This is a genomic window from Micromonospora sp. WMMC264 (assembly GCF_027497275.1).
In the GTDB taxonomy this organism is placed as follows: Bacteria; Actinomycetota; Actinomycetes; order Mycobacteriales; family Micromonosporaceae; genus Micromonospora; species Micromonospora chalcea.
In genome coordinates this window covers 4,012,284-4,038,196 of sequence record NZ_CP114907.1, presented here as the reverse complement: position 1 = coordinate 4,038,196, position 25,913 = coordinate 4,012,284, and the positions used below count along the sequence as shown (strand labels likewise).

The following is a 25,913-nucleotide window of genomic DNA, read 5'->3' as shown; positions in this document are numbered from 1 at the left end:
TTTGTGTCCCGTTCGGACGCCTGCGGTGACACAAACTCCTTGATCACCGGGGTGGGGCGCGGGGTCAGGCCGCGACCACCTCCAGCAGGAGGGCCTGTTCGGGGTGCAGGGCCGGCAGTTGCAGGCCGACCGAGGTCAGCACCGAACCGGTCACCGTGATGCCGTCGCCCGGCCAGGCCAGCCAGCCCGGCGGGGACAGCTCCAGCATCGCCGGCTCCGGCGCCTCGGCGGGCGGACGGACCCGGTAGCGCCGGGCCGGGTCCAGCCCGGGCAGCCGCACCGCGCCCGGCACCTGCGCCGCCGAGGTGGCGACCCGGCTGACCGCGTACACCGCGTGGTCGCGGTCGTGGGCGACCACGCCGTGGGCCTGCACGGCCGGGTCCGGGTGGTCGACCCGGACCACCCGGCCGCCGTGCAGCAGCGGGCGCAGCCGCTTGTGCAGCGCCACCCAGGCGGCGAGCTCGGCCCGCTCGGTCGCGTCGATCGCGGTGATGTCCCACTCGATGCCGTGGTGGCCGAACAGCGCGGTGACCGCCCGGAAACCCAGGTCGTGCACGCGGTGCGTGGTGTGCGAGCGCTGCGGCCCGATGTGCGTGCCGATCAGCTCCGGCGGCAGCAGCAGGCCGGTCCAGCGCTGGATGGACAGCCGTTCCAGCGCGTCGTTGCAGTCGCTGGCCCACACCCGGTCGGTGCGGCGCAGGATCTCCAGGTCGACCCGGGCACCGCCGGACGAGCAGCTCTCGATCTCGACGCCCGGGTGCCGGGCGCGCAGCTCGTCCAGCAGCCGGTAGACCTCCAGGGTCTGCGCATGCACGCCGGGCCGTCCGGCGTGCCCGGCCTCGGTGAGGTCGCGGTTGTGGTCCCACTTCAGGTACGCGATCCCGTCGTGCTCGCTCAGCACCGCGTCGAGCCGTTCGAGCAGGTACGCGTACGCGTCCGGGTTGGCCAGGTCGAGCACCTGCTGATGCCGCCACGGCGGTGGCAGCCGGCCCGGCGTCTGGAGCACCCAGTCCGGGTGGGCGCGGAACAGGTCGGAGTCGGGGTTGACCATCTCCGGCTCCACCCAGAGCCCGAACTGCATGCCGTGCCCGCGTACGTGGTCGATCAGCGGCTGCAACCCGTCCGGCCAGACCTCGCCGTCGACCCACCAGTCGCCGAGCCCGGCCTGGTCGTGCCGCCGGCCCCGGAACCAGCCGTCGTCGAGCACGAAGCGTTCCACGCCGACCTCGGCGGCCGCGTCGGCGAGCGCCCGCAGCCGGTCCAGGTCGTGGTCGAAGTAGACCGCCTCCCACACGTTCAGCGTCACCGGCCGCGGTGTGCGCGGGTGCGACGGGCGGGCCCGCAGGTGCGTGTGCAGCGCCTCGCTGAGCCCGTCCAGCCCGCCGGTGGAGTGTGCCGCGTAGAGCAGGGGAGTGGCGTACTCCTCGCCCGGCCCGAGCACTATTTCGCCGGGCGCCAGCAGCTCACCGCCGCCGAGCGTGGACTCACCTGTCGGGCGGCGCTCGGCGGCGGTGACGTGGTCGCCGCTCCACGCGGTGTGCACCGCCCACACCTCGCCGTGCCGGAAGCCGAACCCGGCGGTGCCCGCGACCAGCAGCAGCGTGGCGTCGTGGCCGGTGCGGCCGTGCCGCCCCTCGCGCACCCACGCGCCCATCGGCCACGGGTGCCGCTGCGGCGCGCGTTCCCGGCACCACCGTCCGGTCAGGTCGAGCAGTTCGGTGGCGACCGCCGGCACCGGCAGCACGGGCGTCAGTTCCCGCAGCTCGTACCGGCCGTCGCCGTCGTTGCGCAGCCGGTGCCGCAGCGTGAGCACGCCCGCCGGGTCCAACGTGATCTCGACGGTCAGGCTCAGCCCGGCGCCCGGGTCCGCCGCCCGCACCACCACCCGCCCGGAGGAAAGGAAGGGCCCCTTGTTAACGCCTGGTGCATGTAAAGGGGCCCCTCCTAACCGCGCGGGCCCGCCGGCGGCGGCACCATCGGGCGGCGCTGCGGGCTCGTCGTGCACGTCGAGGCCGGTGAGGCGGAACGCCGTCGACCAGTCCCGGCCGTCGCGGTGACCGGCGAGACCGGGCCGCCCGCTCCACCCGGCGCTCGCCTCGGGCAGCAGCGACAGCACAGTGGGCGCGTCGAAGCTGCTCGGCACCACCGGCGGCACCGTCGCGTCGGCGAGCGCGGGCAGGTCCTCGTCGGGCAGCGGGCCGAGGTCGGCGCCCCAGTGCACGACCCGGGGCAGTCCCGGGCCGCGTGCGTCGAGCACCAGGCTGGTCCGCGCGCGGCGCAGGTGGACGATCGTCATCCCTTGGAGGCTCCCAGCGTCAGACCCCGGACGAACTGCTTCTGCAGCAGGAAGAAGATCACCAGGGTGGGGATCGCGACCAGCACCGAACCGGCCGAGACCAGGTTGTTGTCGGTGAAGAACTCGCCGCGCAGATTGTTCAGCGAGCTGGTGACCGGGAACTTGTCGCCGGTACGCATGAGCACAGTCGCCCAGAAGAACTCGTTGTAGATCCAGGTGACCTCCAGCGTGGCGAGCGCGGCGAGCGCCGGCCGGCACAGCGGCATCGTCACCTGCCAGTACTGCCGCCACACGTTCGCCCCGTCGACCATCGCTGCCTCGTACAGCTCGTGCGGCAGCGCCTTCATGTAGTTGCTGAGCACGAACACGCAGAAGCCGCACTGGAACGCGACGTTGACCAGGATCAGCCCCCAGTAGCTGTCGTACAGCAGCTCCGAGTCGCTCATCCAGGCCGGCAGCGGGATCTCGGTGAACATCCGGAACAGCGGGATGAGCAGCGCCTGCTGCGGCAGCAGGTTCGCCGCGGTGAACAGGCCGAGCAGCGCGATGTTGAGTTTCCAGCTGAACCGGGCGATCACGAACGCCACGCACGAGGCGAGGAAGAGCGTGAGCAGCACCGCCGGGACGGTGATGTACGCCGAGTTGAGGAAGTGCTTGCCGAACTCGGCGGTGCGCCAGGCGGTGACGTAGTTGTCGACGGTCCAGCCGCCGAGCGACACGTAGCCGTTGGCGGCGGTGTACTCGTAGGAGCGGAACGAGGTGAGCACCGCCCACAGGATCGGGAACAGCCAGCCCACTGCGACCGTACCCAGGAAGAGGTGCAGGACGACCCGGGCGGGCCGCACGGGGCGGCGGCGGCCGGCGGAGACGGCGGTCATCGCTTGTCCTCCCGCATCACGGTCCAGAGGTAGATGGTGATGAAGACGAGCGAGACGGCCAGCATGATCGTCGCCAGCGCGGAGCCGAAGCCGATCCGGCTGGCCTCGCCGACCACGTTCTGGGTGACCAGCGCGGAGATCAGCTCCAGCCCGTTGCGGCCCTTGTTGATGACCCAGACCAGGTCGAACGCGCGCAGCGACTCGATCACCGTCACCACCAGCACGATGATGTTGATGGGGCGCATCACCGGGAAGACGACCCGGAAGAACGTGCTGGTCTCCGAGGAGCCGTCGACAGCGGCGGCCTCCCGCAGGGACGGGTCGACGCCCTTGAGGCCGGCCAGGTAGAGCAGCATGATGTAGCCGACGTGCCGCCAGCCGGCCGCGACCAGCACGGCCCAGATGTTGACATTCGGGTCGCCGTACCAGTCGGTCTCGCCGCCGAACACGCCGTTGAGCAGCCCCTGGTCGCGGCTGTAGATGAGCTGCCAGACGAAGCCGATGAGCGCCAGCGACAGCACCACCGGCAGGTAGAGCGCGGTCTGGTAGAAGCGGCTGCCGCGAATCTCCTTGTCCAGCAGCACGGCGAGGAACATGCCGAACGGGGTGGCCACCACGAACAGCGCGGCCAGCCAGAGCAGGTTGTTCTGCACCGCGGGGACGAACGGCGGGTAGATGTTCACCACGTCGTCGTAGTTCTTGAGGCCGACCCACTCGATCTCGGAGACCGGGCCGATGCCGTCCCAGTTCGTGCCGGAGAGCAGCACCGTCGCCACCGCGGGCAGCCAGACCAGGCCGGCGACGAGCAGCAGGGGTACCAGCACCATGAGCGTGATGACCACGCGGTCGGTGCGGGACAGGAGCCGTAGCCGGCGACCGCGACCACCACCGTTGCTGGTGGTCGCGGCCGGCGGCGGCACGGCGCGATCCGCTTGGATCAGGGGCAGGTCGGACATGATGTCCTTCCCCCTTCCGCCGTCAGCTGGTGAAGATCGACTTCTTCTGGTTCTCGATGCTGGTGAGCAGCCCGCCGATGTCCTTCGGGTCCTTGATGAACTGCTGCAACGCCGGGATCATCACGGTGGAGGCGAAGTCCGGCCGGGTGTCGCGGTCGAGGAACTGGGCGATCTCGGTGGCGGAGCCGACCAGCTCGGCGGCCTTCTTCTGCAGCGCGGTGTAGGCACCGGTGTCCGCGCCGCTGTTGGCGACGAGCGTGCTCGGGTCGTTCTTCACCGTGATGTCCGCTGCCTCCTTCGAGCCCAGGTACGTCAGCAGCTTCTGCGCGGCGTCCTTGGACTTCGGCTTGCGGGCCATCATGTAGCCGTCGATCGGGGCGTCCAGGGCCTTCGCGCCGATGGTGGAGTCGATCTCGGGGAACGTGAAGAAGTCCAGGTCCTCCAGGTCGGCGCCGCTGAACTGCTGGCCGACGAACAGGCCGAGCAGGTACATGCCGCTCTTCTTCTGCTGCAGCGACTGCGCGGCCTCCTGCCAGGTGCGGCCGAGCGAGTCCGGCTGGTGCAGGGGGAGCAGCCCGGCCCAGGTGTCGAAGACCTTCTTCACCTTGTCGGAGGTCCACGCCTCCTTGCCGGCCATCAGGTCGATGTGGAACTGGTAGCCGTTGATCCGCAGGTTGAGGATGTCGAACGTGCCCATCGCCGGCCAGCCGTCCTTGTCGGCGAACGCGATCGGGTTCAGCCCGTCCTTCTTCATCTGCGCGCCGAGCGTGTTCAGGTCGTCCAGCGTCTTCGGCACCTCGTAGCCGCGCTGCTGCCACACCGACTTGCGGTAGAAGACGGCCCACGGGTAGTACGACGCGGGCACGAAGTACTGCTTGCCGTCGTCGCCGGTGGACGCCTTCTTGAACGCGTCGGAGTAGCCGTCGAGCTTGCCCCACACGTCGCTGAGGTCACCGGCCAGGCCCTTTGCCGCGAAGAACCGCATCCGGTAGCCGGCGAACCAGGTGAACACGTCGTCCGGCTTGCCCTGCAGGTAGTTGTTGATGTTCTCCTGGAACGTGTTGTGGTCGACCGTGTTGATGTTGACGGTCACCCCAGAGGACGTCTTGAAGCCGTCCATCACCTTCGCGACGACGTCCTTGGGCTTAGGGTCCGACTGGTTGGAGCCGACCGAGACGCTCTTGGCGTCACCGCCGGATCCGGAGTCGGAGTCGCCGCAGCCGGCGAGCAGACCGGTGCCGAGCAGCGCTCCCGCGCCGGCCGCGCCGGCGAGCAGCGAGCGCCGGTTCAGGCCGGCGACGGACGGGGGTACGAGCCGGGCGAGGTATTCGGCTTGCGAGCGGGGACGGGACATGGTGCCTCCTGCGTGGAAGAGGTGCGCTGCGCTCATGGACCGTGATCGTTGGCGGTGAGCGGTGTCGTGTCGGTCGCGGTAGATCCACCGAGAATCCACACGTCCGAACACAAACAGCCGGTGGCGCTTGAAGCTACCCCTTGGCGCGGCGCTGTCAAGAGGGCAAAAAGGCGACGCCGTTGGTGGTAAGGCAGGGCAAAGAGCCGGTAAACGTTGGAACTTCAGTCGATGTTGGAAAGTGTTGACTTGGGTGCTGTTCGGGGGCAACCTCTGCTGTCATGCGGAACTGGCACGGCGAGGGCATCTGGTACGGCGCCGACTACAACCCGGAGCAGTGGCCCGAGCAGACGTGGACCGAGGACGTCGAGCTCATGCGACGGGCCGGGGTCAATCTGGTCTCGGTCGGCATCTTCTCCTGGGCCCTGCTGGAGCCCACCCCCGGTCGGTACGTCTTCGACTGGCTGGACCGGGCGATCGACCTGCTGCACGACGGCGGCATCAGCGTCGACCTGGCCACCGCCACCGCCAGCCCGCCACCGTGGCTGGCGCACCGGCACCCGGAGACGCTGCCCCGCCGCGCCGACGGCACGGTGCTCTGGCCCGGCGGCCGGCAGGCGTACTGCCCCAGCTCGCCGGTGTTCCGGGACCACTCGCTCGCCCTGGTCGAGGCGGTCGCCCGGCGGTACGCGCGCCACCCCGCCGTCGTGCTCTGGCACGTCTCCAACGAACTCGGCTGCCACAACGTGCACTGCTACTGCGACGTCAGCGCCGAGGCGTTCCGCGGCTGGCTGCGCGAGCGCTACGGCGACCTCGACTCGCTCAACGCCGCCTGGGGCACCGCGTTCTGGAGCCAGCGCTACCACGACTGGGCCGAGATCAACCCGCCGCGTACCGCGCCGACGTTCGCCAACCCCACCCAGCAGCTGGACTTCCTGCGGTTCTCCTCCGACGAGCAGCGCGCCCAACTGCGCGCCGAGCGGGAACTGCTGAACCGGCTCGTCCCGCAGCCGGTCACCACGAACTTCATGATCGGCACCGGCATCAAGTACCTGGACTACCACTCCTGGGCCGCCGACGTGGACGTGGTCGCCAACGACCACTACCTCACCGCCGCCGACCCGCAGCCACAGGTCAACCTGGCGCTCGCGGCCGACCACACCCGGGGCGTGGCGGGCGGCGCGCCGTGGCTGCTGATGGAGCACTCCACCAGCGCCGTCAACTGGCAGCCCCGCAACGTGGCCAAGACACCCGGTCAGATGCGCCGCAACAGCCTCGCCCACGTCGCGCGCGGCGCCGACGGCGTGCTGTTCTTCCAGTGGCGGGCCTCCCGGGCCGGCGCGGAGAAGTTCCACTCCGCGCTGGTGCCGCACGCCGGCCCGGACACCAAGGTGTTCCGCGAGGTCTGCCGGCTCGGCGCCGACCTGCGCGCGCTCGCCGAGGTACGCGGCAGCCGCGTCGACGCCGACGTGGCCATCCTCTTCGACTACGAGGCGTGGTGGGGCGCCGAACTCGACTCCCACCCGAGCGTCGACGTCACCTACACCGACCGGTTGTCCGCGCTGCACGCCGCGCTCTGGCGGGCCGGGATCACCGCCGACGTGGTGCACCCCTCGGCCGACCTGTCCCGCTACCGGCTCGTCGTGGTGCCCACGCTCTACCTCGTCCGCGACGCCGACGCCGACGCGCTGCGCCGGTTCGTGGAGGCCGGCGGCACCGCTGTGGTCACCTACTTCAGCGGCATCGTCGACGAGCACGACCACATCCGGCTCGGCGGCTACCCCGGCGCGTACCGCGACCTGCTCGGCGTACACGTCGAGGAGTTCTTCCCGCTGCGGGCCGGCGAGACGGTACGCCTCGACGACGGCGCCCGCGCCGACGTGTGGACCGAGTGGCTGCACGCCGACGGCGCGGAGGTGCTGGCCGAGTACGCCGACGGGCCCCTGCCCGGCGTGCCGGCGCTGACCCGCAACACCGTCGGCGCGGGCGCGGCCTGGTACGTCGGCACCCGGCTCGACGACGAGGCCACCGACCGGCTGGTGGCCCGGTTGCTGGCCGAGACCGGCGTCCGGCCGCCGGTGAGCGCGCCGACCGGGGTGGAGGTGGTCCGCCGCCGCGCGGAGGACCGGAGCTGGCTCTTCCTGATCAACCACACCACCGAGCCGGTACGGTTGCCGGTCACCGGCGTCGAGCTGCTCGGCGGCGCCCGCTGCGACGGCGAGCTGGAGGTGCCGGCGGGGGAGGTGGCGGTGGTCCGCGAGGAGCCCGCGCCGGCGCCCGTGAGCGCCTGACCGCAACCCTGCCGTTCGCGCCGATGGAGGTCCACATGCTCGCCCAGCAACGGCAGAGCGCCATCCTGGAGTTGATCCGCCAGAGTGGCGGCGTCCGGGTCAGTCACCTGGTCAGCCGCTTCGGGGTGTCCGACATGACGATCCGCCGCGACCTGGAGGTGCTGGCCGAACGCGGCCTGATCGACAAGGTGCACGGCGGCGCGACGCTCGCCGGTCCCGGCTCCACCGAGGAGCCCGGCTTCGCCGCCAAGTCGGTCCGCCAGCAGGCCGAGAAACGCGCCATCGTGGAGCGGGCCGCCGGCCTGGTCGAGCCGGGGATGGCGGTGGCGCTGTCCGCCGGCACCACCACCGCCGCGCTGGCCGCGCGGCTGGCCGAGGTACGCGGGATCACTGTGGTCACCAACTCGATCCCGGTGGCCGACGCGCTCTACCAGAACCCCCGCGCCGATCAGACAGTCGTGCTGACCGGCGGCATCCGTACCCCGTCGGACGCGCTGACCGGCCCGGTCGCCGAGGCGGCGATAGCCGCGCTCAACGTCGACCTGCTCTTCCTCGGCGTGCACGGGATGAGCCCGCGTACCGGGTTCACCACGCCGAACCTGCTGGAGGCGGCGGTGAACCGGCGGCTGATCGGTTCCGCCCGGCGGCTGGTGGTGCTGGCCGACCACACCAAGTGGGAGACGATCGGCATCGCCACCATCGCGCCGCTGGAGGAGGCCGACATGCTGATCACCGACAGCGGCCTGTTGCCGGAGGCCCGACGCCAACTCGGCGAGCAGGTCGGCGAACTGGTGGTGGTCCGGGCGGACTGAACGCCGGTCCGAGTGTCACTAAGCCGACTGACCGTCGGCGGGATGATCAATAGCAGACTCGTCCGGCGTTGGCCGGCTGCGAAGCACGCCGGCGAGAAGGTAGATCGAGATGCCGGTGGCCACGAGTCCCACCGCCCAGACGGCGCCCAGGCCGACGACCGTCGCCAGGTGCGGGTGGGTGAACGTCGGCCGGAGCGTCCAGCCCAGGGCCAGGACGGCGGCGCCGGGAAAGCAGATCAACAGCGGAATGAACCAGTCCAGGACCCGGTCCGGCCGCCGATTCGCCTGTGACCAGGCGGCCCAGCCGAGTCCGCCCGGAATCCGGGGCGAAAGTTCCTCGTTGATGTACCGCGTCGTCCAGCGCATCGCCGTCCGCTGCCCCACATATCTCCCGCAGAGTAGATATGAGCTGAGCGGCACGATGAGCAGTACCGGTAGCAGGCCCGGACTCGACAGGGCGAAAGCGACGATTGCGCTCGTCAACGTCAGTTGAAGGGCCAGGATCTGTTGCTGAAACTTCGCCCGCGAATCTATCTCCGCGCGAAGCGACTGGTACTCGGCCAATGCTCCGTTGACGTCAGAATCGGTCACCCTTTGTCCTCTCGCCCGCAGTGACCGCGCGGCGGTCGCCACGCACCGTTCACCAACTTGTCACCGCTTCGATTCATCCCGGTAGTGTGGCGGAAAGTCTCCACGCGGGCGATCGAGCGGAGATGAGGCATGATTCTCCTCAACTTTGGCACGCGACTCAATGCCCGGTCCTGGGTGAACGCCCTGAACGCGCACGCCGACTTCCTCGCCGAGGCCACTGTCTCACCAGGTAATTTCGCAGGTCAGCGCATTGTCGTAGATCTCTCAGAAGTCGGTTTTGCCGATTTCGTGAGCTTGGGCCACCTGCTCATCTTCCTCCGGGCCGCGACCAATGCGGGCGCGCAGTTCTCGGTTGTGCCGCCCCATCCGGGCACGCTGGCGCACGAGTCCTCCGGCGACGCCGCAGCCGGCCTGCGGAGGCTGGCCCGGCGCAACTGCCAGCTGTACCTGGAGCAGACCGGATTCCAGGCCGCCTTCACCGAATTGCGCGGCCGGGTCGAATTCGATTCGTCGCGTGATGCCCGGCTCCTCCCCATCACCGACAGTTCACAGCCTGCGGAGGGGGATGAACTCGGGCAACTGCCGAAACGGCGTCGGCGTATCCTGCCCTATCGCTGGGTGGCGGTCGAGGGCGCCCGCGGCTTGACCGAGTCGGATGCAGCATCGCGCTGGGTGGGCGACCTCAAAGACCTGGGCCTTTCCGAGGAACAAGCGGCGGCCTTCGGCACCGGAATCATCGCCGAACTGCTGGAGAATGCGGCCGAGCATTCCGAGTTGGTGGCCGACGGCCTGGACCAGCCGCAGATTCTCCTGGGTGGCGTGATCGTGCCTCCGGAGACCTACCAGGACCGTGGCGGGGACCTCGACGAGAGCCTGGGGGATCTGGTGACCAGGGCTGCCGCGGTTCCGAGCCCGCTGGTGCGACTGGTCGTCGCGGACGCCGGCGTCGGCATGGTCGGTGAACTCGTGGTCGGCTCCGATCCCGGTCCGGCGACCGTGCAGCGGGCCATCCTGACCACGCTGGACCGCCGGCAACCTGCGCGGACACCGAACGGATCGATTGATCACCACGCCCGGGGACTATGGAAGGTCGCCCGCCTCGCCCGCGGTTACCAGGGCGGCCTGCTGATCGCGTCGGGCGGTCAGGTGGTCACCCGGACGTTCGGGAACCAGCCGAGCCACCAGGACTCGGCTCGCAGTCAGGCCGCCGCCATCGCCGGCACGCTCGTCGAGTGCGCGGTGCTGCTGCAACCGGACGACCGCCGGCTCGGCGCGGAGGAGGTGGCGACCCCGCCGCGAACCACCGGTCGCGAGGACGGTCGTCCTGACCTGCACTGCGTGATCGCGTCGCTGCGCCGCCGCCGCGGGCTCACCGGCGCCGATCTACAGAGCGTGCGGCGGGAGTTGAGCCGTCGGCCCACCGCCACCAGCGGCCTGGTCATCGCCATCACCACCCCGGACGGCGACGTGCCGCCCGACGATGTCGACATCGGCGCCGCGATCGCCCAGGTCCTGACGGTGGCGAACACCCAGGACGACCTCGGCGTGGTGGTCCTGGCCTTTCCCGGCGTCAATCGGCAGATGATGTCCGTCGCCGTGGAGTTCCTCAACGCCGGCTGCGGTCCCCGGGCGGTCGACGTCCCGGCCGACCGGCGGTCACCGATCCTGGTGCTCGGGCCGGACAACCGGCACTTTTGGGTGGGCGGCAGCGAGACCGGTCGGCAGATTCTCCGCCGCCTGTCGGGCGCGCAGCGGCCCGTGCACCTGCACGACCTGGCGGACGGCGGGAGCCCGGCCGACGTGTTGCCCGCGATCCGCGAGCTGCAGAACCGGACCGGTGCCCTGCACGCCGAGCACGACGTGCTCCGCCTGCGGATCAAGCCGCAGGACGCGATGAGCGCCCTGGCGAACTACGTCGGCCAGGAGCTGCGTACCGCCATCCAGGACGCCACCACCGACGGTGTGGTCCAGGGCGTGTTCCTGACCCCGAACCTCAGGGTGACGAACCGCTGGTGCGACCTCGGGCGCGTCCTCGCGGGGCTGGATCTCGGCGGCCTGGCCGGCTACGCGCTCGCCGCCCTGATGGAGGACCGCATCGGCCGCTTCGACCGGAAGACCGCGCCGCTCGTGGTACGGGTCGGCAACGCGCCCCACGCGATGGTCGCGGCGTTCGCCCGCTCGTTCACCGGCCACGACCGATACCTCAACTCCCTGGAGGACGTACGGCTGGAGCGAGCCCGCCGAGGCACGGAGGGCGCGCCCCGGGTGTTGCTGATAACCGACCTCGCGTCCAGCCGACGGACCCTCAAGCACGCGCTGCTGGAGGTCGTCGACCGCGACATGGTGCCCGTCGCCGCCGCTGTCGCCGTCGACACCGGCGCGCACGAGGACCCGGGGGAGCCGGGCGGGGTTCTCTTCCTCAACCGCCGGATGCCCATGATCAGCCTGGCGCAGGTGGACATGAGGGTGGCGGACCCGCCTCCGCGTACGCCGGACCCGATCGACCCGGTGCTGCGCCGGCCCACCACCGGTCACCGCGTCATGCCCCGGGCGCTGGTCGACCAGGACACGTACGTCTGCGCCATGGAGCGGGCCAACGCCGCCCGGCTCGGTCACATCGAACGTCCGGCCGAGCGGCACTACACGGCGTACGTGGACCCCACCCGCCTGTTCCGGCAGCGGGACTGGGCCGAGATGGTGAACAGGCACATCACCCGGCGGGTCAAGGACATGGATCGGGTGGCCTTCGGCGGCGCCGCGGCCCCCGCGCCGGTGTGCGTCCTCTACCCTGAGGGTACGGTCGACGACCTGCCGCAGGTCGCCGGGATCGTCGCCGACGCGCTGACCCGGGCGGGCGTTCCCGTCGTGGCGATGCTGGGCGTTCCCCGGGCCCCGCTCGGCGAGCGGTGGTGGTATCCGGGCACGGTCAAGCTACCCGCCGGGGCGCAGCATGCGGTGATCATCGACGCCGGCGCGGGCAGTACCCGCACGATTGGTCACCTTCAGCGCATCGCCACGAGTGAGGGCATCTCGGCGATCAGCGGATTCCTGCTGCTCAACGGCCTGCCGCACGACGACGCGCTGGTGCTGCACCAGCCCAGCAGCATCTCCCGCGCGCGGGGCGGATCCCGGCGGGAGCGAGTCCCGGTCGCCCTGCACTACGTGGCCCGGACGGCGATGAGCGGTCTGGGGCGCTGGTCGTGCGACATCTGCTCGTTGCGCCGGACCTACGACGAACTCGCCATGCTGGTGCCGATCCCGGTCCGGCTGGAAGCGCACCGGAACTGGCTGCTGCGGCTGCTGGAGCCGCGTTCCAAGCGGTCCGCGTTCGAGGAGCAGGCCACCGACCTCTTCGGCGCCCACGTGGGACCCCGGGACTGCACCGAGTACCTGCGCTGGCGATTCGAGCTGCGCGAGGCGAACGTGGACACCCTCCAGCGCCGTGCGGTCACCGTCAAGCTGGAGGCGGCCCGCGTGGAGACGGTGGTCAGGGACGCGCTGATCCGCCTCCTGGTCGCCGAGGCCCACTGGCTGGGTTCGGCGCCGCTGTGGTTCCCGGAGTGCAGGGACACCATCGCCGAACTGGCGCTCTCGCTGCTGACCAGCGACTCCGCGCGATCGGACGACGCGATGCTGCGGGTGCAGGCGGTGATCCTCCTGGCCAAGGTCTCGGTGATCACGTTCGCCGACCAGCTCAGCCGGATCCTGCACGACAACCGCTACGACGAGCCCGTCGTCCTGCAGGTGATGCTCGAGGCGCTTCGCCTCGTGGCCGCCGTCCGGTCGCCGAACCGGTACTCCCGGGATCTGGTGATCAATCCGATCGTGCAGCGACTCGTACGGCTGGAGGACGAACTGCGCGGGTACGGCTCGGACCGCGCCGAAAGGCCGTCAGTGCTGACGCCCAACCTGGTGCGCTACGTCCTGTCACACGGGCAGCGCATCGTCGCCCCCGAGCCGGCCGACCCGCAGACCGCCTGGGCCGCGCTGCGGGGCAACAGGCGCTCGGTGGCCGACCACGACTATGAGAACGCGATGTGGCGCGTCATCCAGAACGTCACGCTGGTCGGCCGGGGACGCCTGCCCGAGGATCTCGACGGCGTCCGGGAGGACTGGGCGATCTGCAGCAACTTCCTCAACCTCGACGTGCTGCCGAACATCTACCTGCTGCGCAACGCGCTGTTGACCCGTGACACCGCGGCGGGACTAAGCCGGGACGACGCGGACCGCTTCGCGGAGGTGGTCAACACCGCGTTCGGGCGCAGCGCGGTGGACGAGACCACAGTGCAGCTGGACGCTCTGGTGGATCGGGCGAGGGCCAGCGTCGGACGGGCGCCGCACGACGTCGACCAACTGCTCCGCGACCTGCAGTGGTGGCACGACTTCTTCCTTCCGGCCACCGGCGCCGGCATCCATCAGGTGGTCGACCGGTGCCCGACCGATCTCGTACGGGTCCTGCGCGGCACCTTCCCCGACCATCAGGTGCTGCTTCCGGACGGCGAACGGCTCCTCCAGGTCTTCTGCACCCGGCGGCTCGTCAAGGACGTGTTCACGCACATTCACATGAACGCCGCCAAGGTGCACCGGGTCGAAGGCAGCGAACAGCGTATCGAGGTCGCCGTCGAGATCCGGGATCCCCGGTTCGTGACCGTGTCGGTCCGCAACGACGGCAGCCGGCCGTCGCGTCGGGGCGGGGGACGCGGCCTGAGTGCTCTCAAGGACGAACTCGCCGCCTTCGGCGGGCGGATCCAGCCGGTCGATCCCCCGGCGGAGTGGGCGACGTTCTGTGTCGAGGTCACGTTCGAGCGGTGGAGGCTGTCGACATGACGTTGGAGATCCGAGGGCTGCTGGTCGACGACGAAGCCGGCAACACGCCCGTCATCCGCGACTCCATGAACCTGGAGTTCGAGGAGATCGGGATGAGGGTCAGCTGGACAGTCGCCTCGGACGCGACCTCCGCCCGGAAGAAGATCCGGGACGAGCCCGCGTTCGAGTTCGCCATCGTCGACTACGGCCTGGGTGAGGGGCAGCAGAACGGCATCGCCGTGGTGGAGGCGCTGCGGGCGCGGGGCGCGGACACCTACGTCCTCGTCATCACCGGTCTCGGAAACCACTATCCGAACTTCCGAGAGGAGGCGATCAGAGCCGGCGCGGACGAGGCGGTCATCCGGTCCATCCTCAACATGGGCCGCCAGGGCGGCATGACCTTCCGCGACCTGGCGAACAAGGTGCGCCTGCATGTGGCCCGCAAACGCGACTTCGAAGGACTGAAGGTCACCTTCACCGACGACGATCTTGCGTTGGAATCGACTCTGCACCAGGTCGGCAGCCCGAATCCGCCGGGAGCGGACTCGGTGGCCATCGGCAAGGACATCGTGCGCAGTCTGGCCCTGGACTGCCTCGCCCCCGACTACCGGCCCGGCGCCACGGCGCTCGCCGTCGGCTACCTGGCGCCTGGGCGGTCCGGCGCGTACGTGTGCCGGGTCGACCACCAGGAGGGGTTGGCCACCACCTCGTACGTCCTGAAGATCGGCCTCGACCGGCGCGCGCTCGAGTTCGAGCTCGCCGCCAACAAGAAGGCGTTGCATCTGCTCGGCGCCGGTGACCTGGTCGGCTTCTCCGGTCAGATCCGCAGCCACCAGGAGTCCGGCTATCACGCCATCGCCGCCCGGCTGGCGACCGGCGCGCAGACCCTGGCCGACTGGCTGGACGACGCCACCGCGGAAGAGGCGGGACACGTCGCCCGTATCCTCTTCGGCTCTCAGCTGATCAAGTTGTTCGCCCCCGGGCAGCGAGAGACGAGACCGTTCGACGAATGGCTGGCGGCGACGCCGGTCCTGCGCCTGCGGGTGCTCGACACGCTGACCCTGTACGGCGACATTTTGGCGACGGTGCGGGCGGAGGCGGGCGAGGTGCCCGGCGAGTCGGCGGCCTGCGACGTCCTCACCACCTTCGTCAACCACGGGCTCCTGCCCGGCGGGCTACGTCCCGAAGGGACGACGACCTACATCGACGCCTTCGGCGACCTGCACTCCACCAACGTGCTCGTGTATCCGGCGCCGGACAACCGGCCCGTGCTGGTTGACGCCTCCATGTACGGGCCGCACCACTGGGCCACCGACGCGGCCCGGCTGGCGGTGGACCTCGTCCTCTCCGTGCGGCGGGCGGGGGTGGCCTCGCTGGACTGGGCGGACACGGTCGAAGTGTCGGCATACGTTGCCGGCCTGTGCCGGACCGCCAGGTCCGGGCGCCAAATTCCGCCGGAAGATTCGGTCGACGCCTTCATCGGTCACGTGGTCGACAACCTGCCGACATACGTCAACGCGGAGAAGCTGCAGATGACCAGTGAACAGTGGCACTGGCAGTGGCACGCCGCGTTGGCCAAGGAGCTGATCCGCCAGGGCACCCGGGCCGGGCTGCCCGCTCCGCGGGCGGTGGCGGCGCTGAGCGCCGCGGTGCGGCAGCTGACCTACGCGGCGGACGCCTTCCGCCGGATCGACTACGCCGGCCGGACCGCCGCCGGGCCGCCGCCCGCCTGCGCGGCGACCGAGCCAGACGCCACAGTGCCCCGGCCGAGAGCAGGCGGGTCCGGGGTCGAGCAGGGAACGGACGCACCACCCCCACGGTCCTGATCGACGTGCCATTCCGACCGGGTGCCCCTCACAGCCACTTCTCAGTCGCGGCATTTAGGGTGCCCTGACGAAGCGTCCGACGGTCCATGTCGGAATGCAGTTCAGCGGGAGTGACCGATGGTCTTCAAGAAGATGTTGAGCGCGTTCGGCGTGGGCGGTCCGAGCGTCGACACGGTGCTCACCAACCCGAACACCCGGCCCGGGCTGACCCTGGACGGTCACGTCAACCTGGTCGGTGGCGACAGCCCGGCGCGGATCGAGCAGATCAACCTCGGCCTGGTCACCCGCGTCGAGATCGAGAGCGGCAACCACGAGTACGCGGGCGTCATGGAGTTCCACCGGCTGCCCGTCAGCGGCGCGTTCGATCTGGCGCCGAAGCAGCAGCTGTCGATCCCGTTCCAGATGCCGGTGCCGTGGGAGACCCCGATCACCGACGTCTACGGCCAGCGGCTGCACGGCATGACCATGGGCCTGCGTACCGAGCTGGCGGTGGCCCGCGCCGTCGACAAGTCCGACCTGGACCAGGTGTCCGTGCACCCGCTGCCGGTCCACGAGCGCATCCTGGAGGCGTTCCAGGCGCTCGGTTTCCGGTTCAAGCACGCCGACCTGGAGCGGGGCCACATCTACGGCGTGCCGCAGACGCTGCCGTTCTACCAGGAGATCGAGTTCTTCGCCGCGCCGCAGTACGCGCAGACGGTCAACGAGGTCGAGCTGACGTTCGTGACCAGCCCGCAGGGCGTCGAGGTGATCCTGGAGTGCGACAAGCGGGGCGGCTTCCTCAGCCCCGGGCACGACGTGATCGGCCGCTACTCGGTCCCGCACACCGACGCCGCCCGTACCGACTGGGTGCAGGTCGTCGACGGCTGGCTGCGGGAGACCACCGGCCGCTACGGCAGCATGCGCGCCCAGGGCTTCGGCATGCCGCACCACGGCGGCCACGGCTACCCGGGTCACCACGGCTACGCCGGCCACGGGCGGCGCGGCCCGGGCATGGGCGGCGTCATCGCGGGCGCCGCGCTCGGCGTCGCCGGCGGCATGATCGCCGGCGAGATGCTCGACGACGCCTTCGACGGCGGCGGTGACGACTTCGGGGACTTCGGCGAGGAGTGAGCAGACGCGACGACGCCCCCGGGACGGATCCCGGGGGCGTCGCCGTTCGCGCGGCGTCGGATCAACGTCCGCGGCGCTCCTTGCCGGAGCGGCGCGCGCTGCCCGCCTTCGACAGGCCACGGCTGACCAGGTACGCGCCGGTCAGCGCGGTCAGGTACCACCAGGCCTGGTTCGGGTTGTTGATGTTCAGGCCGTTGGCGGTGGTGCCCTTCCAGAACGCGGCGATCACCACGAGCGCGACCGCTGCGGCGTACACCCAGAACTCGGTGGTCAGGAACGCCTGCTTCGTCTCCGTACCCGGGGACGGCATGTTCTCCCGGTGACCGTCGTGCATCGACGGCATGTGCCGGGTCGACGTGTCCTGCATGCTCGACCGGTTCTGGACGTCGGACATCGGCCGGTTCATCGGCCTGGTGGATGCAGCCTGCGTGCTCATCTGGTCCTCCTCAGGATTTGATGAGTCGTTAACCTGCACACCCTCGCCCCGCTACCGCAGGTCGGCCACGGCGCGGTTCGCGCTCTGTGGCGGGGGCACCCTGGGTCTACCCGAGGCCGGAGACAAGGTAACCGCCGGTCGCCGTCGAATGGCCACCACGCTCGGCCTTGCAGCCGGAACCGGACACGAGGGCGCACGCCGGTCCTCCCGCCGCCGGTTCCGGTTTCAGCCACCCACCCTCGGGCACGCAACACCGATACCCCGAGAGCTGCGAGGTGGTTGACGTGCGTGAGGACGACATGCGGCAGGACGCCGCCCGGCGGGCCGAGCAGCGGGTCGCCGGCGGCGTGTACGGCGACGGCGCGCTGGACGAGATCACCGTGCCGCAGACCGACGTGGAACGGATGCGGCAGGAACTCGACCCGGACGACCCGGCGGACGTACCCGTCGACCCGACGGTGCTGCGCGACGGCGGACCGACCCGGGGTCAGGGCGCGGTGACCACGACCGGTGGCACGGCCGGCCCGGCCAGTGTGCGCCGGTTGGCCCGGCAGCCCGAGAAGCACCCGGGCAAGGTGGCCCCGACGACGACCGGGGACGCGGGTACGGGTGGCCTGAGCACCCCGGCCGGTGGCTCCACGAGCGACAATTCGGCCACCGGCGCGCAGGTGGGCAACTTCACCAACAATCGCCCTAATCCGGGCTGACCGAGGCAGTACGCGAGGGCGGGGGTGGCCTCCGGCCACCCCCGCCCTCGCGCACCCGCGTCTTGACTGCGCCACTTCGCCGAAGTGGCGTGGTCAGCGCGGCCATGATGTAGCAACTTCCCCGTTCTGGTGCGAGGGTCGCCAGTTCGGCGGGGTGGTGTGGTCGGGGCGGGTGTGATGCAGCAACTTCCCCGATCTGGTGCGCGTGACCGCCACTCCGGCGAACTGGCGCGAACAGGCCACCCGGACACACGCCCCCGTCCGCCGCCCCCAAGCCCGCACTCGCCGATCTTGCACTTCCGACCCGAAAAATGTCCGTTTGATGGCGTTTTTCGGGGCCGCAACTCCATGATCGCCGAGCGGGGCGAGGGGCGAGAGTGGGCACGGCGGGACATGGGGCAGCACGTGCTCAGCCCGGTCGATCATGAAGTTGGCGGCCGACTTGGAGATCGACAAGGCCGCCAACTTCATGATCAACGGGGCGGAGGCGGAGGCGGTCAGGGGGTGCGGAGGATGCCCAGGCGCTGGGTGGCTCTTGTCAGGGCCACGTAGAGGTCACTGTGGCCCCTCGGGGACTCGGACACGATGCGGGCCGGGTCGACCACCAGCACCGAGTCGAACTCCAGGCCCTTGGCCTGCTCGGTGGTCAGCACCACCACCCGGTTCGCCAGCTCCGGCTGTTCGCCCACCGTCGCCTCCGGCAGCGCCGCCACCACCGCGCCGCCCAGCTCGTCCACCCGCCCGGTGGGCACCAGCACGCCGAGCCGCCCGTCGCCGAGCGACGCGGCCTCCCGGGCGGTCGCCTCGACCAGTTCGACCACGAGGCGGTCCGCCGGCACGGTCCGGTCCCACGGCGGTACGCCGGTGGCGCGTACCGAGCGGGGTGGCCGCAGCGCCGGGTCGATCTCGGCGAGCACGTCGGCGGCGACCGCCATGATCTCGGCCGGGGTGCGGTAGCTGACCGTGAGCTCCTCCAGCCGCCACCGGTCCGCCACGTACGGCGCCAGCGCCTCGCCCCACGACGGCGTGCCGGCGAGCGCGCCGGTCTGCGCCACGTCGCCGACGATCGTCATGGACCGGCTGGGGCAGCGGCGCATCAGCAGCCGCCACGCCATCGGCGACAGCTCCTGCGCCTCGTCCACGATGACGTGCCCGAACGCCCACGTCCGGTCGGCGGCGGCGCGCTGGGCGGTGGTGAGCCGGTCGGACTCCTCCTGCCGTTCGGAGAGCCGGTCGGCGTCGATCAGGTCGGTGACGCCGAGGATCTCGCCGCCGTCTGCCTCGTCCTCGACGTCGATGGAGCGGGAGCCGCGCCAGATCTCCAGCACACCCTCGGCGTACTCGCGTTCCAGCGCCCGGATCCGCTCCCGCCGGGCGACGGCGGCGCGTTCGTCCTCGCCGAGCAGTTCGGCGGCCTCGTCCAGCAGCGGTACGTCGGCGGGCGTCCAGCCGCCCGGCTCGCGGTGCAGCGCGGCCCGCTCGTCCTCGGTGAGCATCGGCGCGGCGGTGGCGATCCGCTCCGGCGAGGCGTACAGGTCGGCGAGCAGGCGTTGCGGGGTGAGCACCGGCCACAGCTCGTCCAGCGCCGCGCGGATCTCCGGCTCCTCGCGCAGCTCGCGGCGGATCTCCGCGCGGTCGGCCTCGGAGAGCAGGTTCTCCCCGCCGAGCGGGTCGGCGCCGATCCGCTCGGCCACCTGGTCGGCGAGCGCGTGCACGATCTCCACGTCGAACAGGGCGCGGGCCAGGTTGTGCGGGCGGCCGGTGCGGCGTACCCGGTCGCGGGCCTGCCGCACGGTGTCCGGGTCGAGCGTCAGCACCTCCCGCTGCGGCAGTTCGATGGTGACCGGCTCGTCGGGCACCCACTGCCGGTCGCGGACCGCCGCGGCGAGCACGTCGGCCAGCACCGCGCGGCCTTTCAGCGCCGCGGTGGTGGCGGGTTCCGCGCGGCGCGCGTGCACGCCGGGGAACAGGTCTGCCTGGGTACGCAGCAGCACGCCGGTCTCGGCCAGCGTGGGCAGCACCTGGGAGATGTAGCGCAGGAACGTGGCGTTCGGGCCGACCAGCAGCACGCCGCGGGTGGAGAGCTGCTGGCGGTGCGTGTAGAGCAGGTACGCGGCGCGGTGCAGCGCCACCGCGGTCTTGCCGGTGCCGGGGCCGCCCTGCACCACCATCACGCCGGGCAGGTCGGCGCGGATGATCCGGTCCTGCTCGGCCTGGATGGTCTCGACGATGTCGCGCATCCGGCCGGTCCGCCCGGCGTTGAGCGCGGCGAGCAGTGACGCCTCGCCGGTCAGCTCCTCGTGCGCGGTGGGGGAGGCGGCGGTGATGTCCAGCACCTCGTCGTTGAGCCCGGTCACCTTCCGGTCGCGGGTACGCAGGTGCCGACGGCGGCGTACGCCCTGCGGGTTGGCGGCGGTGGCCAGGTAGAACGGCCGGGCGGCGGGGGCGCGCCAGTCCATCAGCAGCGGGTCGTAGTCGCCGGAGGAGTCGAAGATCCCGATCCGGCCGATGTAGCGGACCGCGCCGTCGTCGCCGTCGAGGCGGCCGAAGCACAGGCCGCTCTCCACCGCGGAGAACTGCTCGACCTGGTCGGCGTACATCGCCACGGTCGAGTCGCGCTGGGAGCGGGCCTGCTGCGTGCCGCCGGTGTGACGCAACTCCTCGTCGAGCCGCCGGGCGGCCTGTTCCCGCATGCCGTCCAGCCGGTCGTACAGCATCGAGACGTATTCCTGCTCCCGGCCGATCTCGTCGTCCTGGCGCAGGTCAGCCGACACGTCGGAGTGCGTTGACAATCCGGCTCCTCATTGACTAAAATTGCCGCAGGAATGGCATTCAGAAGCCATTCCTTTTTTGTGCCTGAACTGAGAAAGATAGCGCGTCGGCCGCCACCCGACCAAGCCCGGACACGACTCGGGGCCCGGTCGACGTCAGCCGACCGGGCCCCGGGCGCGGCGATTCTCAGCCCTTGGCCGCCTGGTAGAGCCGCTCCGGCGTGACCAGACCGGCGATCACCCGGCCGTCGTCGGTCAGCAGCACGCTGAACAGCTTGCCGCTGAGCAGCCGGCCGCTGCCCCAGTCGCCGCTGACCTTCGGCAGGTCACCGAGCACCTGCGTGAGCATCTGGGCGTCCGGCGCGTCCGCGCCGGGCTTCGCGCCGTCGCCGGTCGCCGCGTCGCCGATCTTGGCGACCACCACGGTGGTCCAGCCGGTGCCGACGGTACGCACGTCCGGCTTCTCGGCGTCCTTGCGATCGAACCGCTTACCCGCCGGTCCGGGCCGCTCGCCCTCGGTCGCCTCGGTGACCTTCACGCCGGGCGGCGGGTTGAACCGGAACTGGTCGGCCTCCGGCGTGCGGAAGTCGACCTGGGTGAACGCCACCTGGAACGCGGGCTCGTCCTGCCCGTCGGCGAGCACCTGCAGACGCAGCGGCACGTGCTCCTTCGCGTCCAGCGCGATCCGGACCTGGTGGACCAGGGACGCCTTGTCGCGCGGCGTGAGCACCAGCTCGTACGCGTCCCGCCCGGCCACTGTGGCGGTGCGGCCGACGGTGACCGCGGTGGTCGGGTCGATCGCCTCCAGCGCCCGGTCCGCGGCGTCGGCCGGGGTGGCCGGCACGGTGGCCCGGTCCGGCGCGTCGGCCGGCAGCAGCCGGTGCGTGGCGGTGTTCTCCCGGCTGTTCCAGGTCCACACGTCGCGGCCGTTGCGCAGGATGTCCTGCTCGCCGAGCGTGTCGACCAGCGCGAGCCGCTGCCGGTCCTCGCCGCCGTACCAGACGCGCAGCGTGTGCGTACCGGAGACCAGGCCGGCCAGGTCGTTGCCGGCGGCCCGGCCGGCGAGCGCGGCGATCGGCGGCAGGCCGAGGTCGGCGCGCTGCACCACGGTGCCAGAGAGCCCGTCCAGGCGGGACGTGCGCAGGTCTTCCAGGAGCTGGGCGGCGCTGCGCGGCGGCAGCGCCGGGTCGGCGCCGGCGGCGAACGTGCCGACGGCGGCGCCACCGCCGATCACGGCGACCCCCGCGGTCACCGGGACCAGCCAGCGCAGCACGGCGCGGTTCTTCATCACGGACATAGTGTGCACCTCCTGCGCACCATGCTGCGCGAGCGTCGCTGTGACCACGCTGAGGAGATCCCCTACGGGTGACCCCATGGTGGCACCCTGGACCGGTGCGGTTGCTGGTGGTGGAGGACGAGACGCGGCTCGCGGCGGCGCTGCGCCGTGGTCTGTCGGCGGAGGGTTTCGCGGTGGACGTGGCGGCGACCGGCCCGGCCGGGCTGGACGCGGCGCGGCACGGCGAGTACGACGCGATGATCCTCGACGTGATGCTGCCCGGCCTGTCCGGCTACGAGGTGGTGCGCCGGCTGCGCGCCGAGCAGCGCTGGCTGCCGGTGCTGATGCTGTCGGCCAAGGACGGCGAGTACGACCAGGCCGACGGCCTGGACTGCGGCGCCGACGACTACCTGACCAAGCCCTTCTCGTACGTGGTGCTGCTGGCCCGGCTGCGGGCGCTGCTGCGTCGCGGCGCGCCCCGCCGGCCGACCGTGCTCACCGTCGGCGACCTGCGCCTCGATCCGGCCCGCCGCCGGGTCACCCGGGCCGACGCCGAGGTGGTGCTGACCAGTCGCGAGTACGCGCTGCTGGACTACCTGATGCGCCGCCCCGGCGAGGTGGTCTCCAAGACCGAGCTGCTGGACCACGTCTGGGACGCCTCGGTCGACACCGCCCCGAACGCGGTGGAGGTCTACGTCGGCTACCTGCGCCGCAAGATCGGCCGGGAGCGGCTGGAGACGGTACGCGGCGCGGGCTACCGGCTGGCCACGTGAGCCGCTGGGTACGCGGGCCGCTGCCGCGCCTCGGCCTGCGGGCCCGGCTGCTCGCGCTGGGTGTGCTGGGGCTGGCGGTCGGGTTCGCGTTCGGCGGGACGCTGCTGGTCGGCGCGCTGGGCTGGACGCTGCAGCGCTCGGTGGACGAGGAGGCGCTGCGTACCGCCGACGCGGTGGCGCTGCTCACCGCCGAGGACGCGCTGCCGGACCCGCTGCCGGTGGCCGGCGGGCAGTTGCGGGTGCAGGTGGTCGACGTTCAGGGCCGGATCCGGGCCGCCTCGATCGACGCGGACCGCCTGGTGCCGATGCTCGGCCCGGACGAGCTGCGGCCCGGGCAGCGGCAGCGGCTGGTGGTGGACGGGCGGCGCGCCGGCATGCCCGGCCCGGTCCGCGTGGTCACGGTGCCGGCCGGCACGCCGCAGGAGCCGCGTACGGTGCTGGTCGCCAAGTCGCTCACCGACGTGCGGCACAGCCTGCGCGTGGTCCGCAACCTGCTGCTGGTGGGCTTCCCGCTGCTGGTGGCCGGGCTCGGGGTGGTGGCCTGGCGGGTGGTGGGCGCGACGCTGCGACCGGTCGAGCAGTTGCGCAGCGGCGCGGCCGAGATCACCGGGCGGGCCGGGGCGGAGCGGCTGCCCGTACCGGCCGGGCAGGACGAGATCCACCGGCTCGCGGTCACGCTCAACGACATGCTGGACCGGCTGGCCGCGTCCCGGGACCGGCAGCGGGCGTTCGTCGCCGACGCCGCGCACGAGCTGCGCAGCCCGCTGACGAACATGCGTACCGAGCTGGAGGTGGCGCGGCGGCTCGGCGACGACACCGACTGGCCGGCGGTCGCCGACGACCTGCTCGCCGACACCGAGCGGCTCAGCCGCCTGGTGGACGACCTGCTGCTGCTGGCCCGGCTGGACGAGCAGGACGCCCGCCCGGCGCCGGTGGGCCCGGTGGAGCTGGGCGAGCTGGCGCGCGCGGTGGCGGCCCGCTACCCGTCGCCGCCGCTGCGGCTGACGCTCCCGGACGGGCCGCTGTGGGTCGAGGGGGACGCGGGGGAGTTGCGCCGGGTGCTGGTGAACCTGGTGGACAACGCGCTGCGGCACGCGCGTACCGGCGTGGAGCTGGCCGTGAGCGGGCCGGACGGGGCGTACCACCTGGTCACGGTGACCGACGACGGGCCGGGCGTCCCGGCGGCGGACCGGGAGCGGGTGTTCGCCCGGTTCACCCGGCTCGACGACGCGCGGGCCCGCGACGCGGGCGGCGCGGGCCTGGGCCTGGCGATCGTGCGTGAGCTGGTGCGCCGGGCCGGCGGCGCGGTGGAGCTGGCCGACGCGACGCCCGGCGCCGCCGCGCCGGGGCTGCGGGCGACGGTACGGCTGCCCGCGCTGGCCGAGCCGGACGCGGAGTGAACGGTCAGCGGCGGCGCTTGGTGCAGACCGGGCCGGTGCGCGCGACGGTGTCGGTGGACCACACGAGCGCGACGGTGAAGCAGTAGTCGGTGGTGCGGTCGAGCCCGTAGGCGATGTAGTCGGCCGACCCGGCGGGCAGCGTGGCGAACGTGCCCTGCGGCTGCCCGGCACGGCCGCCGGCGACCACCACCGGTCCTTCCGCGCCCGGCGGGTACGTCCAGCTCAGCACGATGCTGTCGCGGCGGTCGGTGAGCGTGAAGCTGCCGGGCGGGGTACCGGGCTTGGCGGCGGCGGGAGTGGACGGCGCGGGACCGGCGGAGGTGGGCGGCGGCGCGCTGGACGCCGGTGCGCCGGTGGCCGGTGGCGGGGTGTCGCGGCGGTCGTCCACCCGGGACACCCCGGCGATCACCGCGATGGTGCCGAGCAGCAGTGCCACCACCACGCCGAGCACCACGAGCGGCAGCCAGGGCAGCGCGCGCCGCTCGGCGGCCGGTGGCCGGGGTACGTGCACCGGCAGGTAGCGCGACGGCGGCTCGGGCGGGGCCGGTGGCACCCGGCGTACGCCGTCCGGCTCGTCGCCGGTGAGCCCGACCACAGTGGGCGGCAGCGGGTCCGCGCCGGGGCGCCACAGCTGGTCGGCCGGCTCGTCGGGCGGCCACGGGTAGTCGTCGAGCGCGTCGGCGTCGGGCGCGGTACGCGGCGTCGGCACGTGCGCGGTCTCGGCGGCCCGGCCGGGCGGGTGGTAGAGCGGCGTCTCGACCGGCTCGTCCAGCGCGGGCGGGCTGTACGGCGGCAGGTCGTGCGGCCCTTCGTCCTGCGGGGGGACCCGCGCGGCGGGCACCACCGGCGTGGTGCGGGCGGGCGGCGGCTCGGGCGCGGGCGCGGGCGGGGGCGCGGGCGGGGGCGCGGGGCAGACGTGGTCCGGGTCGGCGGCGGCGCGGGCCAGCCCGGCCACCTGGGCGGCGAGCGGGTCGTCGGGGTCCAGGTGCAGGCGGCACAGCTCCTCGGCGAGCGTCAGGTGCTCGTGCGCCTCGGCGTACCGGCCGCAGTCGCGTTCCATCGCGCCGAGCTTCGCCAGCATCTTGATGCCGCTGGGGTGGCCGTCGCCGTAGACCTCCCGGTGCAGCTCCCAGGCGTCCTGCAACCGGTCGCGCGCCACCTCGCACTGGCCGCGCGCGTACTCCACGGTGGCCAGGTCGGCGTGCGCGGCGAGCACCCGCTGCGATTCCGGGCCGTCGCGGGCGGTCAGCTCGATGATGACGTCGGAGTAGAGCCGGGCGGCCCGGGCGTCGCTGCCGACCCGGTGCAGCACCGCGGCGAGCGTCGCGGCGGCGGTGACTGTGCGCTCGTCGGAGCGGCCGAACAGCCGGGTGGCGGCCGCGTACGCGAACGCGGCCCAGCCGCGGGCGGAGTGCGGCTCGCCGAGCGCGACGAGCACCCGGGCCTGGAGTCCGGCCGCCTCGGCCAGCTCGGGGGAGGCGTTGTCGGGGCGGGGATCGGCGTCGCTGAGCGCGTCGGCGAGCAGCCGCTCCGCGCCGGTGAGGTCGCCTTCGGACACCAGTTGGTGCGCCTGGACGGTCAGGTCAGCGAAGCCGGAGGACACGCCCCATCGTGCTCGTCCGGCGACGGTATG

The 25,913-nt window shown here is 71.9% G+C and carries 17 protein-coding genes; 8 read left to right on the top strand and 9 right to left on the bottom strand.

Features of this window, described 5'->3' with window-relative positions; genetic code table 11:
- Positions 1-64: 64 nt before the first annotated feature.
- The 4 genes from O7542_RS17385 to O7542_RS17370 are packed head-to-tail and all read right to left on the bottom strand — an operon-like array spanning position 65 to position 5,484.
- The gene (locus tag O7542_RS17385) at positions 65-2,296 is read right to left on the bottom strand and encodes an alpha-galactosidase (protein WP_281604896.1); all 2,232 of its coding nucleotides are present in this window, start codon (positions 2,294-2,296) and stop codon (positions 65-67) included.
- A complete protein-coding gene (locus tag O7542_RS17380; RefSeq protein ID WP_013284905.1) occupies positions 2,293-3,174 on the bottom strand; it encodes a carbohydrate ABC transporter permease in 882 nt (293 codons plus the stop codon). The genes O7542_RS17385 and O7542_RS17380 overlap by 4 nt, the downstream gene beginning before the upstream one ends.
- On the bottom strand, positions 3,171-4,130 hold the full coding sequence (locus tag O7542_RS17375; protein ID WP_281604895.1) for a sugar ABC transporter permease: 960 nt from the start codon (positions 4,128-4,130) through the stop codon (positions 3,171-3,173). Before O7542_RS17375 ends, O7542_RS17380 begins: the two co-directional genes overlap by 4 nt.
- Before the next feature lie 22 nt (positions 4,131-4,152).
- The gene (locus O7542_RS17370) at positions 4,153-5,484 is read right to left on the bottom strand and encodes an ABC transporter substrate-binding protein (protein ID WP_043325545.1); all 1,332 of its coding nucleotides are present in this window, start codon (positions 5,482-5,484) and stop codon (positions 4,153-4,155) included.
- A gap of 278 nt (positions 5,485-5,762) precedes the next feature.
- Here O7542_RS17370 and O7542_RS17365 point away from each other — a divergent pair, with 278 nt between their 5' ends.
- Positions 5,763-7,772 carry a beta-galactosidase gene (locus O7542_RS17365; protein WP_281604894.1) on the top strand — a complete coding sequence of 670 codons (2,010 nt, stop codon included), beginning with the start codon at positions 5,763-5,765 and terminating at the stop codon, positions 7,770-7,772.
- 35 nt (positions 7,773-7,807) lie between these two features.
- On the top strand, positions 7,808-8,584 hold the full coding sequence (locus O7542_RS17360) for a DeoR/GlpR family DNA-binding transcription regulator (protein ID WP_030501763.1): 777 nt from the start codon (positions 7,808-7,810) through the stop codon (positions 8,582-8,584).
- 18 nt (positions 8,585-8,602) lie between these two features.
- Here O7542_RS17360 and O7542_RS17355 read toward each other — a convergent pair whose 3' ends face one another.
- Positions 8,603-9,175, bottom strand: a complete 573-nt coding sequence (locus tag O7542_RS17355; RefSeq protein WP_210887246.1) for a hypothetical protein — start codon at positions 9,173-9,175, stop codon at positions 8,603-8,605.
- 672 nt (positions 9,176-9,847) lie between these two features.
- Here O7542_RS17355 and O7542_RS17350 point away from each other — a divergent pair.
- The 3 genes from O7542_RS17350 (at position 9,848) to O7542_RS17340 (ending at position 16,917) form a co-directional block, all read left to right on the top strand.
- On the top strand, positions 9,848-14,002 hold the full coding sequence (locus O7542_RS17350) for a hypothetical protein (RefSeq protein WP_281604893.1): 4,155 nt from the start codon (positions 9,848-9,850) through the stop codon (positions 14,000-14,002).
- Positions 13,999-15,807, top strand: a complete 1,809-nt coding sequence (locus tag O7542_RS17345; RefSeq protein ID WP_210887240.1) for a response regulator — start codon at positions 13,999-14,001, stop codon at positions 15,805-15,807. Before O7542_RS17350 ends, O7542_RS17345 begins: the two co-directional genes overlap by 4 nt.
- A 117-nt stretch (positions 15,808-15,924) precedes the next feature.
- The gene (locus O7542_RS17340) at positions 15,925-16,917 is read left to right on the top strand and encodes a sporulation protein (RefSeq protein WP_064447217.1); all 993 of its coding nucleotides are present in this window, start codon (positions 15,925-15,927) and stop codon (positions 16,915-16,917) included.
- Positions 16,918-16,978: 61 nt separating this feature from the next.
- Here O7542_RS17340 and O7542_RS17335 read toward each other — a convergent pair whose 3' ends face one another.
- Positions 16,979-17,353, bottom strand: coding sequence for a hypothetical protein (locus tag O7542_RS17335; protein ID WP_043325541.1), 375 nt, complete (start codon positions 17,351-17,353; stop codon positions 16,979-16,981).
- Positions 17,354-17,637: 284 nt separating this feature from the next.
- On the opposite strand from O7542_RS17335, the gene O7542_RS17330 reads away from it, so the two are divergent.
- Complete coding sequence (locus O7542_RS17330) at positions 17,638-18,060, top strand: hypothetical protein (protein ID WP_043325539.1); 423 nt, start codon at positions 17,638-17,640, stop codon at positions 18,058-18,060.
- 497 nt (positions 18,061-18,557) lie between these two features.
- On the opposite strand, the gene O7542_RS17325 is transcribed toward O7542_RS17330, so the two are convergent.
- On the bottom strand, positions 18,558-20,777 hold the full coding sequence (locus O7542_RS17325; protein WP_231915546.1) for an AAA family ATPase: 2,220 nt from the start codon (positions 20,775-20,777) through the stop codon (positions 18,558-18,560).
- Positions 20,778-21,018: 241 nt separating this feature from the next.
- Complete coding sequence (locus O7542_RS17320; RefSeq protein WP_069089431.1) at positions 21,019-22,128, bottom strand: sigma-E factor regulatory protein RseB domain-containing protein; 1,110 nt, start codon at positions 22,126-22,128, stop codon at positions 21,019-21,021.
- Positions 22,129-22,223: 95 nt separating this feature from the next.
- Between O7542_RS17320 and O7542_RS17315 the strand changes: the two genes are divergently transcribed.
- Both O7542_RS17315 and O7542_RS17310 read left to right on the top strand, forming a co-directional pair.
- Entirely contained in the window at positions 22,224-22,880 is a 657-nt protein-coding gene (locus O7542_RS17315; protein ID WP_043325535.1) for a response regulator transcription factor, read from the top strand.
- Entirely contained in the window at positions 22,877-24,280 is a 1,404-nt protein-coding gene (locus tag O7542_RS17310) for a HAMP domain-containing sensor histidine kinase (RefSeq protein ID WP_069089432.1), read from the top strand. Before O7542_RS17315 ends, O7542_RS17310 begins: the two co-directional genes overlap by 4 nt.
- Before the next feature lie 4 nt (positions 24,281-24,284).
- Here the strand turns inward: O7542_RS17310 and O7542_RS17305 are convergent, their stop codons facing one another.
- Complete coding sequence (locus O7542_RS17305) at positions 24,285-25,883, bottom strand: tetratricopeptide repeat protein (protein WP_281604892.1); 1,599 nt, start codon at positions 25,881-25,883, stop codon at positions 24,285-24,287.
- Positions 25,884-25,913 lie beyond the last annotated feature (30 nt).